The 15,999-nt window shown below is 53.8% G+C and carries 14 protein-coding genes; 2 read left to right on the plus strand and 12 right to left on the minus strand.

Annotated elements, in window-relative coordinates:
* Positions 1 to 73: 73 nt before the first annotated feature.
* Entirely contained in the window at positions 74 to 685 is a 612-nt protein-coding gene (emtA, locus tag GHC22_RS10310) for a membrane-bound lytic murein transglycosylase EmtA (RefSeq protein WP_016153365.1), read from the plus strand.
* A gap of 11 nt (positions 686 to 696) precedes the next feature.
* Here emtA and GHC22_RS10315 read toward each other — a convergent pair whose 3' ends face one another.
* A complete protein-coding gene (locus GHC22_RS10315) occupies positions 697 to 1,431 on the minus strand; it encodes a flagellar brake protein (protein WP_048235228.1) in 735 nt (244 codons plus the stop codon).
* 201 nt (positions 1,432 to 1,632) lie between these two features.
* Between GHC22_RS10315 and GHC22_RS10320 the strand changes: the two genes are divergently transcribed.
* Positions 1,633 to 1,887, plus strand: a complete 255-nt coding sequence (locus GHC22_RS10320; protein WP_153753974.1) for a GlsB/YeaQ/YmgE family stress response membrane protein — start codon at positions 1,633 to 1,635, stop codon at positions 1,885 to 1,887.
* 41 nt (positions 1,888 to 1,928) lie between these two features.
* Here the strand turns inward: GHC22_RS10320 and GHC22_RS10325 are convergent, their stop codons facing one another.
* The 11 genes from GHC22_RS10325 to GHC22_RS10375 all read right to left on the minus strand — a co-directional run bounded on the left by GHC22_RS10325 (position 1,929) and on the right by GHC22_RS10375 (position 15,998).
* Positions 1,929 to 3,899 (minus strand): TonB-dependent siderophore receptor, encoded by a 1,971-nt coding sequence (locus GHC22_RS10325; protein WP_060682086.1) that lies wholly within the window; start codon positions 3,897 to 3,899, stop codon positions 1,929 to 1,931.
* A 23-nt stretch (positions 3,900 to 3,922) separates the two neighbouring features.
* Positions 3,923 to 4,780, minus strand: a complete 858-nt coding sequence (gene modD / locus GHC22_RS10330) for a ModD protein (RefSeq protein ID WP_153752852.1) — start codon at positions 4,778 to 4,780, stop codon at positions 3,923 to 3,925.
* The gene (locus tag GHC22_RS10335; RefSeq protein WP_153752854.1) at positions 4,777 to 5,589 is read right to left on the minus strand and encodes a class I SAM-dependent methyltransferase; all 813 of its coding nucleotides are present in this window, start codon (positions 5,587 to 5,589) and stop codon (positions 4,777 to 4,779) included. Before GHC22_RS10335 ends, modD begins: the two co-directional genes overlap by 4 nt.
* A gap of 9 nt (positions 5,590 to 5,598) precedes the next feature.
* A complete protein-coding gene (locus GHC22_RS10340) occupies positions 5,599 to 6,360 on the minus strand; it encodes an ABC transporter ATP-binding protein (protein WP_153752856.1) in 762 nt (253 codons plus the stop codon).
* A complete protein-coding gene (locus GHC22_RS10345; RefSeq protein ID WP_370458819.1) occupies positions 6,357 to 7,316 on the minus strand; it encodes a FecCD family ABC transporter permease in 960 nt (319 codons plus the stop codon). Before GHC22_RS10345 ends, GHC22_RS10340 begins: the two co-directional genes overlap by 4 nt.
* 26 nt (positions 7,317 to 7,342) lie before the next feature.
* Positions 7,343 to 8,365: an ABC transporter substrate-binding protein gene (locus GHC22_RS10350; protein ID WP_008785002.1), complete on the minus strand. Its 1,023-nt coding sequence runs from the start codon at positions 8,363 to 8,365 to the stop codon at positions 7,343 to 7,345.
* A gap of 207 nt (positions 8,366 to 8,572) precedes the next feature.
* Positions 8,573 to 10,285 (minus strand): alpha,alpha-trehalase, encoded by a 1,713-nt coding sequence (locus GHC22_RS10355; RefSeq protein WP_153752860.1) that lies wholly within the window; start codon positions 10,283 to 10,285, stop codon positions 8,573 to 8,575.
* A gap of 170 nt (positions 10,286 to 10,455) precedes the next feature.
* Entirely contained in the window at positions 10,456 to 11,886 is a 1,431-nt protein-coding gene (gene dhaM, locus GHC22_RS10360; protein WP_153752862.1) for a dihydroxyacetone kinase phosphoryl donor subunit DhaM, read from the minus strand.
* A gap of 10 nt (positions 11,887 to 11,896) precedes the next feature.
* Positions 11,897 to 12,529 (minus strand): dihydroxyacetone kinase subunit DhaL, encoded by a 633-nt coding sequence (dhaL, locus tag GHC22_RS10365; protein ID WP_020996617.1) that lies wholly within the window; start codon positions 12,527 to 12,529, stop codon positions 11,897 to 11,899.
* An 11-nt stretch (positions 12,530 to 12,540) separates the two neighbouring features.
* Positions 12,541 to 13,611, minus strand: coding sequence for a dihydroxyacetone kinase subunit DhaK (gene dhaK / locus GHC22_RS10370; RefSeq protein ID WP_008784998.1), 1,071 nt, complete (start codon positions 13,609 to 13,611; stop codon positions 12,541 to 12,543).
* A 275-nt stretch (positions 13,612 to 13,886) separates the two neighbouring features.
* Positions 13,887 to 15,998, minus strand: a complete 2,112-nt coding sequence (locus GHC22_RS10375; RefSeq protein WP_103014325.1) for a hypothetical protein — start codon at positions 15,996 to 15,998, stop codon at positions 13,887 to 13,889.
* Position 15,999 lies beyond the last annotated feature (1 nt).

Below are 15,999 nucleotides of genomic sequence, written 5' to 3' on the forward strand. Positions count from 1 at the left end.
CAAATGTATATCATGCCGCGTAGGTATGTCGTTGTCACCTCAGCGACAGGTTCCGGCTATAAGGATAGATGACGTGAAATTGAGATGGTTTGCTTTTTTGGTTGTATTACTTGCGGGCTGTAGTTCAAAACAGGATTACAAAAACCCGCCGTGGAATGCTGAAGTTCCGGTTAAACGCGCAATGCAATGGATGCCGATCAGTGAAAAAGCCGGTGCGGCCTGGGGTGTCAGTCCACAATTGATTACCGCTATTATCGCCATTGAATCAGGCGGAAATCCGAATGCGGTCAGTAAGTCCAATGCGATTGGTCTGATGCAGTTGAAAGCCTCAACTTCAGGACGCGATGTTTATCGCCGCATGGGCTGGAGCGGAGAGCCGTCGACCAGTGAGTTGAAAAACCCCGAGCGCAATATCTCGATGGGGGCCGCATACCTGAGTATTCTCGAAACCGGGCCGCTGGCCGGGATTGAAGATCCGCAGGTGATGCAGTACGCGCTGGTAGTCTCGTACGCCAACGGTGCGGGCGCACTGTTACGCACGTTCTCATCCGACAGGAAAAAAGCGATCAATAAAATCAACGACCTCAGCCCGGATGAATTTATTGAACATGTTGCGGACAATCATCCGGCGCCGCAGGCCCCGCGCTATATCTGGAAGCTTCAACAAGCGCTGGATGTGATGTAATTCAGGTGATGCTAATCGCGCACCTTGTTCGACTTTTCCCGGGCCTCGCGTTCAAGGGAAAAAATAATCCGCTGTAAGTTCCGCTCCACCGCCGGGCCGACGTTGAGAAAACGAAAGCTCAGGCGGGGAGTGGTAATGGTTTCGTTTTTCCCATCGATAACCTTGCGTTCGCTAATGGAAATAAGTTGGGCGTCAACGTGATACACCCCCCATTGCTCCATATTTAGTTCAACCTGCGAGAAGCGCATACCTTCTGCCAACCCCTCTGGTTTTGCCACTTCTAACAGCCCGCCCATGCCGCCGAGAGACAGATCGAATAAGCGAAAATGCAGAATGCTGTTGTCCGGCATTTTTGCCGTGCAGCGATAGGGAGGATGCAGCGGAGCGCCGATGCGGAAATATTCCCGACGCTGCACAAACCACAGAGAAGGCGGCAAGGATGAAATAAAGGCCGGCAGTTGCTGATACTCACCTTTTTTCAGCTGTGGCAGGGTGAATTCTACTTTGGCTCCCTGCGTTTCGGCGATAATTGAGATCTGGCTGGCCCGCTGTACGGCCTGGTTTTCATATTCCTGGCTGCCAAAATCCATGATCAGTTCATCGGGACTGACGGTCAGAATTTTGCTGATGAACTGGCCGCCTGACCAGGAGATACGCAGTGGAACCTGCTGCGACTTCAAGTCCCGAAGTACACCTAACACCGCTAACGGATTTTGCTTCAGGAACTGCTCATTGTAGTTACTCACACCTAATGACTCCTGGATGCCTGGTTTGTCGTTGGGTTATCGGCATTAATCTACGGAACTTAATACAAATGGATGAAATTTTTTACCAAACCCAATGAATTAAGTCTGAGTGATAAAAGCATGTCGCGATGGCTTGCCTATACTTTAAGTGCTGGCGCAGGAATGTCTTGCGCGTGCGTTCACTGGAAAGAGGGCCTGAAAATGGGAATTATTGCCTGGATTATTTTTGGTCTGATTGCGGGGGTTATCGCCAAACTGATTATGCCGGGGCGTGATGGCGGTGGGTTTATCCTGACCGGTATTCTCGGTATTGTCGGTGCTGTGGTCGGTGGATGGTTGGCAACGATGTTTGGTATTGGCGGCGATGTCAGCGGATTTAATCTCCATAGCTTCCTGGTGGCCGTGGTCGGCGCGATTGTTGTGCTGGGTGTCTTCCGGCTTGTACGGCGAGATTAATCGAACGGCCCCTGTGGGGGCCGTTTCTCTATGTCGCTAAGTCAGAACTGATACTCAATCCCCGCCCAGTAATTACGGCCTTCTTCGATAAATCCTTCGCTGTACACGTATTGTGTATCGAACAGGTTATTGACCGAAGCGTTGACGCTAAACCCGTGACCGATGGCGTAGTCTGCGCGTAAATGGGTAATGGCGAAACCTGCGGCTTTCTGCGAGCCGTCGCTATTGCTATAGCTCGATGAGCGGGCCTCTTCAGACAGCGTAATGCTCAGCGGATCCCACGGTTTCAGCGTCATCCATGCGGTGAGGGTTTGCGTCGGCAAATCGGTTATTTTGCCGATGTCGCTGCGTTTGACGTCCGCATGAATCAGGCCATAGCTCAGCCCAACATCCAGCATATCAAAGACTTTACCTTTAACGCCTGCATCCAGACCGGTGTAATCCACCCGGCCGCTGTTCTGATTCTGGATGGTATCGGCATCAATATTGTGTGAAAGAATGGCATCGCTGATGCGGTTGTAATAGACGCTGGCTTCGAATCCCCAGTCTTTGCCAAGTGAACCATTCCAGGTCAGATCCACGCTGCGGGCGCGTTCCGGTTTAAGCTGCGGATTGACCAGCGCCACCTGGTTATAGGCCGGTTTCGAGGTGGTGTAGCGCTCTTTCAAAGTCGGGAAACGTGTTCTGTCAGAGTAGGACAGCGCTAATGTGTCTGAATTTTCAAAGTGATATTTGGTCATCATCTGCCAGTTGAAGGCCGACTGATTGTTGTCATCATAGTGGGTGACGCTACCATTTTTTTCGTGCTTCATGCCTTCCAGACTGTCGCGCCAGTCATAGCTTATTCCAGCTACTACATCGACGTTATCCGCCGCTGCCCACTGGTATTCGCTGGCAACGGACCAGGTGCGGTCTTCGTAGCGATCGTAAGCCGCATTCGGAGCGCCTTTCTCGCGGTGAACATCATCTTTCCAGTTCACGGCGAAAGAGAGCAAGTCGTTTTCACGCATATCCGCAGCGAGCTGTAGACCAGCGCCATCGCTATAGTCTGAATAATGACTGTAGTTGCCTTTCTTGTTTTTCAGATCAGCAAGTGAGTTGTACATCATCAGCGTATTTTCAAAGGTATCGCGATACAGACGGCTTTTTAGTGTGAAACGATCGCCCAGATGGGTGGTGCCCTGATAGTAATAGCTCTCTTTATCGTACTGTGGCCATTGCCAGTAGCGTGATTTCTGACTGCTGGTCCCAGCGTACGGCGGGTTATCTTTTTCACCGTCCTGATTAATATAGGTCAGCACATATTCGTCATTACCACGTGGAGTAAAGCCCAGCTTCACGATGCCGCGTTTGTCATCGGCGGAGGAGTTAATCATCTTGCCGTTGCTGCCCGCAATAGGATTGTCCACGCCGTGCGGTAAGCCAAGGAAATCCTGCTTCAACTGACTGCCGCTGAGCTGGATGTAGCCGAGATCGTTGCTGGCGCCAAATGAAGCGTGCATATCGTGGGCATTGTCTTTGCTACGACTCCAGCCCTGGCGATAGCCAATGCTGCCTTCAATCGGTTTGGTGGGCTTTTGGGTGGTGATATTGATGGCACCGCCCATCTGGTTCGGCCCTTGTAACAGCGACGAGTAGCCTTTGGAGACTTCAACCGAAGCGATATCGGAGGTCAGAAAACGGCCTAAATCGAGGTTGCCATCATAGGGGATATATACCGGCACGCCGTCAAAATAGACGGGAACCTGACGGCTGTCAAAACCGCGGACTTTCACCTGCTGTTCATTGCGGTTGCCTGACTTTTGCAGCACGACGCCGGGAACAACGCTCAGTGCTTGCGCCACGTTTTGCTTATCCAGTTGCTGCATCGTTTCCTGGCCGAGAACCGTAGTGGTTGCGGCGGAGGCCGGACTTGACCAGACGGTCATGGTTTCGCTTTCCTGCCCAGCAAAAGCACTGTGCGCGAAAGCAAACGACAGGGCTGTGTAAAGACAACTTTTGTTGAAATTCATTATTTTTAGTCCATTTATTAATGTTATATGCCACGTGCGTCCGGGCTCAGGCTAACTTTGATATCCGCGGGCGGAGCGTAGTAAGGCGCGGAAGTGATGAAAAGTCTGATGCCACAGTCGAGATAACTCGCCAGCGAGGCGAGGGTAATGCCGCCAGTCAGCGCCAGCGTACAATGGGGGGCCAGAGAAGGGGCCTGGCAGACAATTTCTGTTGCTTGCTCAGGGGTAAATTTGTCGAGTTGCAGGACATCGGGCGCGGCGCGTAGCGCGGCTAATGCCTCATCTGGCGTATCTGCTTCAACCACGATCTTTTTTTCTGGCGCATGGCTGCGTAAGCGCGCAATCGCGCCTGTCCAGTCGTTTGGATTGGTAAGAAAATGGCGGTGATTAGCAAACAGCAGTACCGTTTCGGCGCATCCTCCGCGATGGATAATGCCTCCCGCGGCGAGTATTGCTTGAGTCGCCAACAAACGCGTGCCGGGAATGGCTTTTCGGGTACAGGCAATCTGCCCATCAGGATAGCGTTGGCGCAGTTGGCTCAACATGCACTCAAGATAGCCCGAAACCCCGCAGCTCCATTCCAGGACATTTTGTACCGCTTTCCAGCCCTGGTGCAGTGCCGCCGCATTCCCATGTGCGCAAATCAATCGCTGTCCTGCACTTACCTGTTCACCATCGGCAACCATGTCGCTGATGGTCAGCCCTAATGAGGCGAGCATTTGCCTGGCAACGGCGGTGCCGCTAACGCACCCGCCCTGGCGATGGTAAAACGCCATAACGCCCGGCTGTGCGCCGATCCCCAACGCGCGGGTAGTCAGGTCGCCGCCCTGAATATCTTCCAGCAGCAGCGCGTCGGTTTGCGCCTGCGAAAAGTAGATCATCGCAGCGCCTCCCGCGGCACGCTGTCCCACCAGATAAGCGCCCAGTCACGGCTGGCGGGGGCAATCGTGCGTGGATCCTGCTGTTGATACCAGGTTTCCAGACGTTCGACCTCGTCGGCGCTCAGTTCACCCATACTCCAGCGCACGTTTTCCAGAAAACGCGTCCAGGTGCTGTTGTCCTGCTGGCAGTTGGGTCCGCGGATAAAATCAACATGCGCGTGGATCCCCATCTGATACAGGACATTAAGCGCATAGATATAGTTGGGAAGCTCAATCACTTCGCGGCCCAGTGCACGCTGAATGGTGGGGGAAACGAAAGATGAACTGACGAGATGAGTGGTGTAAACCCGCAGTCGGGCCTGATTATTCAGTTTGGTCATCGACTGGCGCATATCGGCAACCAGCGTAGAGCGCGAGGCGACGGCGATATCGCACTGGGGTAAATCATCCCAGTGTTCCTCCCAGGCCCGCTGCACCCACTGCACGTGACGGGCGTTCATTTGCGCAGCGCGGCGGGCAGCTACGCTTAGCATGCCCTGGCTGTAATCTACGCCGTAAATTATTGGCATCTTTTTAGCCAGCGCCAGCGAGACGGTACCGGGACCGCAACCCATGTCAAACAGCGACTCCGCCCCTTTCAGGTCGATTTTCCCCATCAGTTGCAGCAGATAGCTGTCGGTTAATGAGGCGCAATTTTCCGCCATTTTTTCCGCACGTTTATCCCAGTGCTCCGGCTTTTTCTCGGTTCTGTTCGCCAGCTGTAACTGTTTACGGTAAAGATCGGCAAAATCAATGTCGTCAATGAGCATTCTTATTCCTTAGTTATGTGAGCCAAAGAGATGGTGAGCGATTTGTGACGGTGTAACGCGATACAGTTCCGCCAGGCGATCGGTGGCGAGCTGATGTTCAGGAAGTCCTTGTGACACTTCGCCATCCGGTTCAACGCGTACCACGCTGTCGGCGATTGCCCGGGCGTGCAACGGATGATGGGTCGACATCAGCAGGGCCATACCCGAGCTTTTCAGCGTCACTAGCGTGTCGAGCAGACGGATTTGATGCCCAAAATCCAGGCTGGAAGCGGGTTCATCCAGCAACAAAAGACGCGGACGCTGCGCCAGCGCGCGGGCAATTAACACCAGTTGCCGCTCTCCGCCGCTCAGCGTGTTCCAGCGTCGGGGCGCCAGGTGAGAGATTCCCAGCATCGTCATCTGCTGGTGCGCATTTTCACGCTCTTTAGCGCCGGGAACCGCAAATGCCGCCAATTGCGGGGCCAGCCCCATCATCACCATGTCCAGCGCAGTGAAGGCAAACGCGCCGTCATGTGCCTGAGGAACCCAGGCAATAGCGGCGGCGCGTTGCCGATCGCTGAGATGATTTATGGCGACGCCATCAAGCAGAATGTCACCGTGAAGCGGCGAAAGAACGCCGAGAATGGTGCGCATCAGGGTGGTTTTTCCACTGCCGTTGGCCCCAATCAGACAACAGACGGAGCCGGGCGAAACCTGAAATGAGACATCGCGTAACACGGGCTGGTGACTGTGGTATCCCAACGACGCATGGCGGACGGTCAGAAGCGTCATGGGCGATTTCCCCGTAGCAAAAGCAGCAAAAAGAACGGTGCGCCAATAAATGCCGTCAGGATCCCCAGCGGGATTTCTGTGCTGCTCAGCGTGCGGGCAAGAGTATCGGTGAGCAGCAGCAAAATGGCGCCGATCCCCATGGAAACTGGTAGCAACTGCTGGTGGTTATTGCCACTGAGGAGTCTGCCGATGTGCGGCACAACCAGCCCAATCCAGCCGATAATGCCCGCGATGGCAACGGTACAGGCGGTGATTAACGTTGCGCAGACGATCAGTCCCAGCCGCAATCGCGAGACGTTGATCCCAAGCGATCGTGCTTCATCATCCGACAGGGTGAGCAGGTTCATGCGCCAGCGCAGCAGCAATAGCGGGACCAGTCCTGCGAAGATCAGCGGTGCCGAGAACCACAGGTCGTGCAGCGTGATCGTCGATAAACCGCCAAGCAGCCAGAAAGTGATAGAGGGGAGTTGGGTATACGGGTCGGCCAGCGTTTTGATGAGTGAAATTCCCGCACCGCATACCGTACCCAGCGCAATCCCGACCAGCACCAGTGTTAACACCGGGTCGTGTCGCTTGACTCGCCGGGTAATTAACCAGACACCGGCGACCACGAATAAACCGCCTATGAACGCATACAGCTGAATAAACAGGATCGGTAAACCTAACAGGATTGCTAAACAGGCACCTAAACCCGCACCCGCCGCCACGCCGAGAATATCCGGCGAGACCAGCGGGTTGCGGAACATGCCCTGATAGGTGGTTCCTGCGCCCGCCAGCGCCGCGCCGAGCAGCAATGCAGCCAGTATGCGTGGCAGGCGGATTTGCCAGAAGACGATTTTGTCCTGCATTGGAACGCCATCTGCACCGGTCACGAGATTTAAAACCTGTTGTGCATCCAGGCGATACGCGCCTGATACCGCGGCGACGCTCGCGCAAAGCACCACCGCAGCAATCATCAGAAAACCGAGGGTTGATGTTTTCATCAGACTGCCACCAACCTTTGATACTGTGCGTCGCTTAGCGTGGTGTGCCAGAACAATTCACTGTAGCGCTGCATATCGGTTTTAAAGCTCGCTTCAACCTGTGGATCAAGCCAGGCGTGCAGGCGGCGTAACCCCAGTAAACGGTTGATGCCGGGTGGTGCATCCAGCCAGCCAAACGGCAGACCGCTGAGAAACAGAATGCGCCGGTCAGCAACCGCTTTGACCCCTTGCCAGACCGGATCTTCTCGTAGGAACTGCGCTGTCACAGCATCCTGCACCAGGATAATATCCGGCTGCCAGCTGAGCAGATTTTCCATTGAGACCTGTGTGAGCCCCTGTCGTCCGGGGATGTGCGCCACATTGTGCAACCCCAATAGTTCTGCTGCTTCGGTATGCAGAGAACCTTGTAAACCAGTCTCCAGTCCTCTGGCACCGCGCGCGGCATAAAAACGCAGATTCGCCGCGGGTGAATGCGAGAAAGCTATTGCATCATCGATAAATCGACGGGCCAGCGCGGCCTGCATTGCGGTTCGCGAGACGACGCCCAATACTTCACCGACTGCGCGCAACTGTTCTGGGGTATGGCGCAATTCGCCGTTAATCAGCAGCCAGGGAATCTGTGTTTGTGTGCTCACTTGTCTGGCCTGAGAAAGCCAGGTTTCATCGGCATTACCGCAGTCAATAACCAGGTCAGGTTTAAGCGCCAGGAGTGCTTCAAGCGAGAGCGTGCTGGCACGCCCCGCCAGCCTGCCGAGTTTCGGCAAAGTCCGAATGTTATCGTTAAACGGGATGGCGGTCTGGCGAGAGAAATCAAAGGAGGAAAGCCCCACCAGTTTTTCCGGTGCGACGGCCAGCAGCAGCATGTCAGCAGGCGCGCCCGCGCTGACCACGCGTTGGGTCGTTTCTGGCTTCGGAGAGTCTCCAATGGCCACAGTCAGCGAGGTTTGAGCAAACGCGGGAAGATGGCGTAGCAGCAGTGCAGATGCCACGAGTTGGGCAAACATCCGTCTTGTCAGTGGCATTATTGTTATCCTGAAGGTTACAAAATCGCTATATATTTACATATATAGCGAATAAAAACATGTTCAGAATCAATTTCTCACGGATGAAAACCCCGGATACCCCATAAGGGCTAGAGGCCATAGAGACAGCTGGAAGGGGGAAATATAAGAAAGAAAAATCCGCGACGAAGCGCGGATTCAGGAAGTAAAACGGCTCAGGCTATGATGTTATGGCGTCGGTTGAGTCTGTTTTTTAGACTCGACTGGCGCTGTACTTGCCGGTGTAGGTCGTGATGCGGGTACGTTGTCACAGGGCTTTTCTTTGGCGCAAATCAGGTCGAGCATTTTCAGCGTTACGCCGTTGGTCCAGCCGAAACCATCCTGCAACGGATACTCACCGCCGCCACCGCCGGTTCCAGTGGTGCTCACGTCATACTTCTCAACCAGCTTTTTCTCGCGATCGTAGGTGTGTTGAACATTGGTGAGGAATCGCCAGGTCACGTCCATGGCGATAGTATCCTGACCGTAATTCTGTAACCCGGATGCTGCTACCCACTGGAGCGGGGCCCAGCCATTGGGGGCATCCCACTGCTGGCCGCTTTTCACCGACGTGGTAGCAAGGCCGCCCGGTTGCAGCAGATGTGCCTGGGTGGCCGTGGCGACTTTACTGGCGCGATCTTTTGCCGCTGCATTGACATATAGCGGGAACAGGGCGGCAGCCGTGAGCTGGTTGCGTACTTTGTGGCTTTTCAGATCGTAGTCGGCATACCAGCCTTCTTTGTCGTTCCATAGGTACTTCTCGATCCCTTTTTGTCGGGCATTAGCGAAGCCATCGTACTGCGCCGCTTTGGCATCATCACCAGCAGTCTTGCTGGCGAGGGAGATCATTTTTTCCATTTTGTACATCAGCGCATTGAGATCGACCGGAACGATGCTGGTGGTGCGCAGAGTGCCCAGCTGATTAGGATTGTCCATCCAGCGGGAACTAAAATCCCAGCCGGACGCGGCAGCTGAACGCAGGTCGCGGTAGATTTCTGTGGCCGGGCGGTTTGGGTTGCTTTTAGCGGTGGCAATATCCTCTACCCAGGACTCTGGCCGAGGCGAATCGCGCTCATCCCAGTAGCGGTTCAAAATGGTGCCGTCATCCAGTTTAACTACGCGCTTATTTTGCTGACCGGGCTGGAGTGTTTCGACGCCCTCCATCCAGTAGCTGTACTCTTTGAGCATCTGCGGGAGGTATTTTTTCAGCGCGTCATTCCCGTCGTGCTGCGCCAGTAGTTCAACCATAAAGGCAAAGAACGGCGGTTGCGAACGGCTCAGGTAGTAGGTGCGGTTACCGTTAGGAATGTGTCCCCAGGAATCAATCTCGTAAGCGAAGTTTGCCACCATGTCCGAGACCTTATCCCAGTGATTGCTCTCGGCAAGCCCCAGCATGGTGAAATAGCTGTCCCAATAATATATTTCGCGAAAACGCCCGCCAGGTACCACATACGGTTCCGGGAGCGGCAGCAGCGAATCCCATTTTTCAGCGTCGGTTGTCGAACGGGTGAGTACCGGCCACAGGCCATCGATATGTTCGCGTAATGATTGCCCGACCGGGGGCACGTATTTCTCGCCGTCTTTCGGTAACGTAAAATTCACCTCGACAAAATGACGTAAGTCGAATCCGGACTGGTTTTTCTGCATCCGGTAATCGGCAAGGATCATTAATGGATCGCTGTTTGGCACCGCGTCCGCAAAGGTTTTCTGGTCAGGAAACAGTTTGGCTGTTTGTACATCGTTAAACAGGGGGCCAAGCAGAATATCAGGCGGCGCAGGCGTAGCGGCTGGTGCGTCCTCGGCGTTGACGGTAAAAGAGGAAAGGGCAAAAAAGGTGCTTGCGAGCGTCAGTTTTATTGCAACAGAGAGCAGGCCAGGATGGCGAGTTGCTGGCGTTATCATCGGTTAATCTCCTTAGCGGCGTGCCGAAGTAGCGGCATTTACCATGAGAAAACCTTAGTTCAGGAATGACCGTTGCGCGTGATCGGCTCCCCATTTTGCGAATAAACAGACATTTCCCGACGCGAATAGAGAAGAAGCACACCCTTTGTTGGAAAGGGTGTGCTTCGGTATCAGTTTGCGCGGGTTATCCGCTGTGTGACACAGTCAATGGTCAGAGTATCGCCCATCTTGATGCTATCGAGAGCCGCGCCTTGCTGACACATCCAGCACAGACCCATTTCACGAGCGATAATCGCCGGATGCGAGGCTTCGCTGCCGTCCCGCAGGCAGATACCTTTGATGGTCTTCGGATCGAGTTGCAGTACCGTAGACGGATAAATGACATCAGCGACCAGGATAGTTGGGCGCAAGAACGCGGGAATTTGTGCGCTCTCTCCCGTCAAGTGCTGCAGTGAACGGGACAGCAAATCTTCAATATCAATGTATCGCGCCTGCAGATAAGGATCATCGAGCTGTAAATACTGCTGGCTGAGATCGCTCAGCACCTGATGCCAGGCCCAGGCGGCGCTGCACTGCTTTTCGCGCATTACATCGCAGGCCATTTCAAACAGTTCAGGATCGTCCAACAGCGTATGGTGACCGGAGAAGATGGCGGCGATATCTGCGGAATATCGTCCTTCAGCAAGTGCAGTGAGTTCGCTCAGATCGTTCAGCGTACTTTGGATGGCGGTCTGTAATCGCTGTTGCTCAGCCTGGAGTGATGCGGCTGGCTGCGGGTTTACCTCGGGCGAGAACGGCGTGTGACAGAATGCCGTCCCCGTGACTTTTGAGGGAGCCTGAGTTGCCTTGTTATCAGCATTAGCGGACTCGAGCGATTCACCAAAATTATCCGCTGCCAGCTGTTTAAATGCGGCCAGCGCATCCTCTGCCTGTTCGCCTTTGGCAATCAGGCGCAGCGTGTCATTACAGCGTACCTGCAGCAGAGCTATCTGATTCAGGCTATCAGGAACCACACACTTGCCGTTTTTCTCCAGCCACATGTCGGCGTTAAAACCAGACAACGCGGAAACCAGCCGCGAAGCCGGACGAACGTGGATGCCGTTAGGGTTTTTCACCACAATGGCAACAGAACGGGCATCTGCATCGGGAGACAGTGCAGCAGATGTGGGTTTCGCTGCGGATGGCGAAGGTAAACCCAGTTGCTCACATTTGGCGTCGAGGGCGTTCATGGCATCACGGATGACCCGATCGATATCAGCACCCGCGGCGGCGCTAACCGTCGCGGCCAGTGTGCCTTCAACCAGTGGTGCTGCGCACAAACGCACTTTGGTGGCAATGCCAGGGTCGAGCAGTTCCAGCGCGGTTTCCGCACTCAGTAATGCACTACCGATATCCATCATCACCAGCACGTGGTCCGTATCGGCCACGGACTCGATGGCTTCCATCACCTTGATCGGATCGGTGCCAATCGGATTCTCAGGATCATCAATGCCTGCGGCAATGGCGATTTTGCAATCACCGCCCATTAACATCTGCCGGGCCAGCGCACCGACGCCTTCGCCCAGTTGGGCGCTGTGAGAAACAATAACCAGGTTTACCATCGCTTTATCCTTACTCTCTGGACGCCTGAGCTAGCATTTGCATCATAAACATGACCGACGTTGCGCCGGGATCCTGATGCCCAATACTGCGCTCACCAAGATAGCTGGCACGGCCTTTGCGAGCCTGCATGGTGATGGTGCTTTGCGCTGCGGCTTCCGCTTGCTGGCTTGCCGCTTCCAGCGCTGCCTGTACGCTTAACTTTTGCTCGCAGGACTGACGTAAGGATTCGACAACCGGTAGCCAGACGTCGCACATGGTTTTGTCGCCAGGTTCAGCCTTACCGCGGCTAATCACACCTTCTGCGCCATCACGCATCATTTGATACAGCTCTTCAAGCGTCAGGCTTTGATGAGCCTGAGTCACCTGGGCGGCGCGAATAAAAAAGGTGCCAAACAGCGGTCCACTGGCCCCGCCGACGCTTGAGAGCAGCACCATACCGGTGTTTTTCAAAATAAAGCCGATGTCTTTGTCTGCGATGGACGGCAGCTTTTCAACGACTTTGCTGAAACCACGATGCATGTTCAGACCGTGGTCGGCATCGCCGATCTCCCGGTCAAGTCCGGTGAGAAAATCACTTTCTGTGGTGAAGATCTCGCCGCAACGATAGAGCCAGTTAACAATTTGCGTTCTGTTGAGGGACATCATGAATCTCCTTATTTACCCCAGTTGAGGGCAGGGGTGTGAACCGGTGCATCCCATAAGCTCAGCGTTTCGTCATCTACCTGTAACAGGGTGATCGAGAAACCGGTCATATCCAGAGAGGTACAGTAAGAACCGATCAGGTTGCGCTCAATGACGATGCCTGCATCCTGACAACGGCTTTCCAGGCGGTTATACACGCCGAAGAGTTCAGACAACGGCGTCGCGCCGAGATTATTGACCAGCGCAATAACGCGATCGCCACTTTGTAACGCACGCTTGCTTTCTTTACCTTCCTGCCACGCGCCCTGGACGTTGTCCCAGTGGCGGAGTGTACGGCTGTAGTTACCGTTTTCCAGCAGGGTATCGAACATTTCATCAACGGTCTGATCGAGAGAGGTGAAGGGGCGACGGTCAATGCCCGGTTCCCCGTGGATACCTACGCCAAACTCCATTTCGTTATCCTGCAGCGTGAACGACGGTTGTCCGGCGGCTGGAACGGTACAGGCGCCAATGGCTATGCCAATGGAGTGGCCCAGGTTATTCAGCTTACGGCCCAACGCCGCACAGGCTTCCAGCGAATCACCGCGTTCGGCGGCCGCGCCGACCAGTTTTTCGATCAATACGGTATTCGCCACGCCACGTCGACCGGCGGTATACAAACTGTCTTTCACCGCCACGTCGTCATCCACCACCATTGTGGTGACTTTGACACCGCTTTCATGCAGCAGCTCGGTGGCGGTTTCGAAATTAAGAATGTCGCCGGTGTAATTTTTGATTATCAGCAGCACGCCTTCGCCACCGTCAATTTGCATGGCGCATTCGAACATTTTATCCGGCGTGGGTGAGGTAAAAATCTCACCTGGACAGGCGCCAGAGAGCATGCCCTGACCAATGTAGCCGCAGTGCATAGGTTCGTGTCCGCTGCCGCCACCGGAAAGCAGAGCCACTTTGCCCATCACCGGCGCATCTGCGCGGGTGACATATACCGGATCCTGATGCAGTGCCAGGGAAGGATACGCTTTCGCCAGTCCGGCGAGTTGTTCATTCAGTACGTCTTCAACACGGTTGATCAATTTTTTCATTATTTATGCTCCGCAGACAGTCCTGGATGGCTGCCAAATTCGGGCAGGCATCTGATGTAGGGTATCGGTTGGTTCAACGTCACGGCGACCGCTCGCTGCCGATAAGGTAATTTTGCACACGGGTAGTCAAAAGAAAATTGATGTGATTGGTGTTTCAATACGGAACATTGGCATCTTTTAATGTTCCATATTGAAACGTGGTGGTGCATAAAACAGCGGAAGTGAGAGATGCGGCAAAGTTTATGCTGACGGCATCATGAGTAAAACGTTATTCCTTACTCTTCTTTGCCATTAAAATCGAAAAACCAGAACAAGATAAAACCAATAAAACCAAAAATTAGCAGAATAGCCAGGGTATAGACTTCATATCGTGCGGCATCTGCAGCAATCGTCTGTAACTTGTCCATTGCCGGGGCTGGCTGCTCTTTGAATAGCATGAGTTGCCATTCATAAAGGTTTGTTGTTTTTATCTCTTTAATCGGTTCCCAAATATGGTTAGCCGCCGCGCCGAGTGCTAAAGCAGAAAACAGTGCGCCGTAAATACGTTGGCGTTTTTCCTGACGCTGACTAATAGCCTGGCGCATGAGCTGATCCAATTGCTCTATCTGCGTCATGAGCTCCTGACGTTGCTCAGACAATCCCCACTGCCGAGAGAGATCTTCACTCAGCTGGTTATGTAGGGCATCGTTGCCGACTAAAGCACCTTTATTCATGGCTTTTAGCGCCTGGGCTTTGGTTTCCAGCATCATTTCGGACCAGTCAGATAGACGACGAATTTTTCCCTTTCGGTTGTGTTTTTGCTGCGACTCGAGCAGATCCTTGAGCCACTGTTCAATCTGTTGGGCAGAGTTCGCCAGAAAATTTTCATACTCATGGCTTACATCCGCTACAGAAATGGCCGCTTTAATCAGTATCGCCAGATGTTTATCCTCTTCTTCGCGACAGAAGATTGTGACGCCATGACGGTGAGCGATAACCAGAATATTGCTGTACCATTGGCAGTGGTACTCGCTGGTGGGGGGGAGATCCGCAGGACTCCTAACGACGCGCGTGCTATCGCTCTGTGCTGCCAGCCAGGCATGAAAGGTGGGGGTATCGATCATTCGCATCAGCGGGACGATCGTAATATCACCACCCTCCGGGATGCGATGCTGATAGACACGAATGCATTTACCTTTTGTGCGGCAATCAAGTTCGGGTAAAGCTATTGGCACAATGGCGTTATCAAGATAACGGGTAAAATAATTTTCCCAGATTGCGGGCAAAACGTCTTTTTGCCAGGTCAGTTTCGAGCCGGGCTCTCCGGGCGCAAGCTGCTTCGGTGCCGCAATTAGCGTCATTCTGCCTTGATCGTCGTACCAGGGTTGGTTCGGTGCGCCTGGGATCAATTTATCGCTTCCGGCCAGGCGATAGCTTTCGAGAAAACGCGGAGTATCGTGCGGGCGTAGCCCTTGCCAGGCCACATCTTCACGTTGTTCCAGAGCGGACCACAGGGCATCAAGGCGTGTCCCCTGAATCGGGTTGAGCGAAATAACGATATCATTTCCCGTACCCACTTCTCGCGGTCGATAAATGGCCAGCAACCCAAATCCATTGTGCGTCCAACTGCGTTCTTTATCGCACCGCGCGAGAATTTTCAACATACCAGAGGGGAGCGTTTCGGTAATAAACAGTGCATCAACCACCGTTTGCCGCCGGCCTGTGCCGAGATCCAGCAGGAGTTGGCAGGTAACCGAACGCTTGATAACGTGTTGGTAAATCTGTTGCTCATACGCCAGACTTGCGACCGCACTTGCATAACATTGCGTGTGCATGGGCATAATGCCTGCGGTGGGGTCTGGGTTGGCTATCATCATATCGCTCAACAGGCGAAGGCAGGCCAGCATGTTGTGGCGAACAACGGCAGTATCATCCATGGATTGCTCGCACAGGCTGCTATGCGCGAGTGCGGATAACAAGCAAGCGGCAGAACGAGTTGTATCATCACCGTCCAGATAAATACCGCTTTCCCATGCGGTGACGTATTCCAGCCACGGATGTGTTGATAGCGACAGCGAACCAGCGGCATCGAGATGGTTCAAAAACAGCAACAGCGTAAAACAGGTATCCAGAGAGAAATCTTCGATAACGATTCGTTGTATTCCCTGGACACTTGAGAGTTTACTGCGCCATATAGACCATTGACGATCGTCGGCATTTGCCACCAGTTCACTCACCGAATTGTAGTGACCTGCACGGTATCCTTTGTTATTGAGCGCGACACCCTTTTGGCTTTCCGTATCATTGCCGTCGCCCAATCCGATCAGTAGGCTGCCTGCCGGTGCATCACGCTGCGACGGATTGAACTCGAAAGTAAACAGCGGCCATGCATTATTGAATGCGAACATA

Source organism: Citrobacter sp. H12-3-2 (assembly GCF_009649895.1).
Taxonomy (GTDB): Bacteria; Pseudomonadota; Gammaproteobacteria; order Enterobacterales; family Enterobacteriaceae; genus Citrobacter; species Citrobacter portucalensis.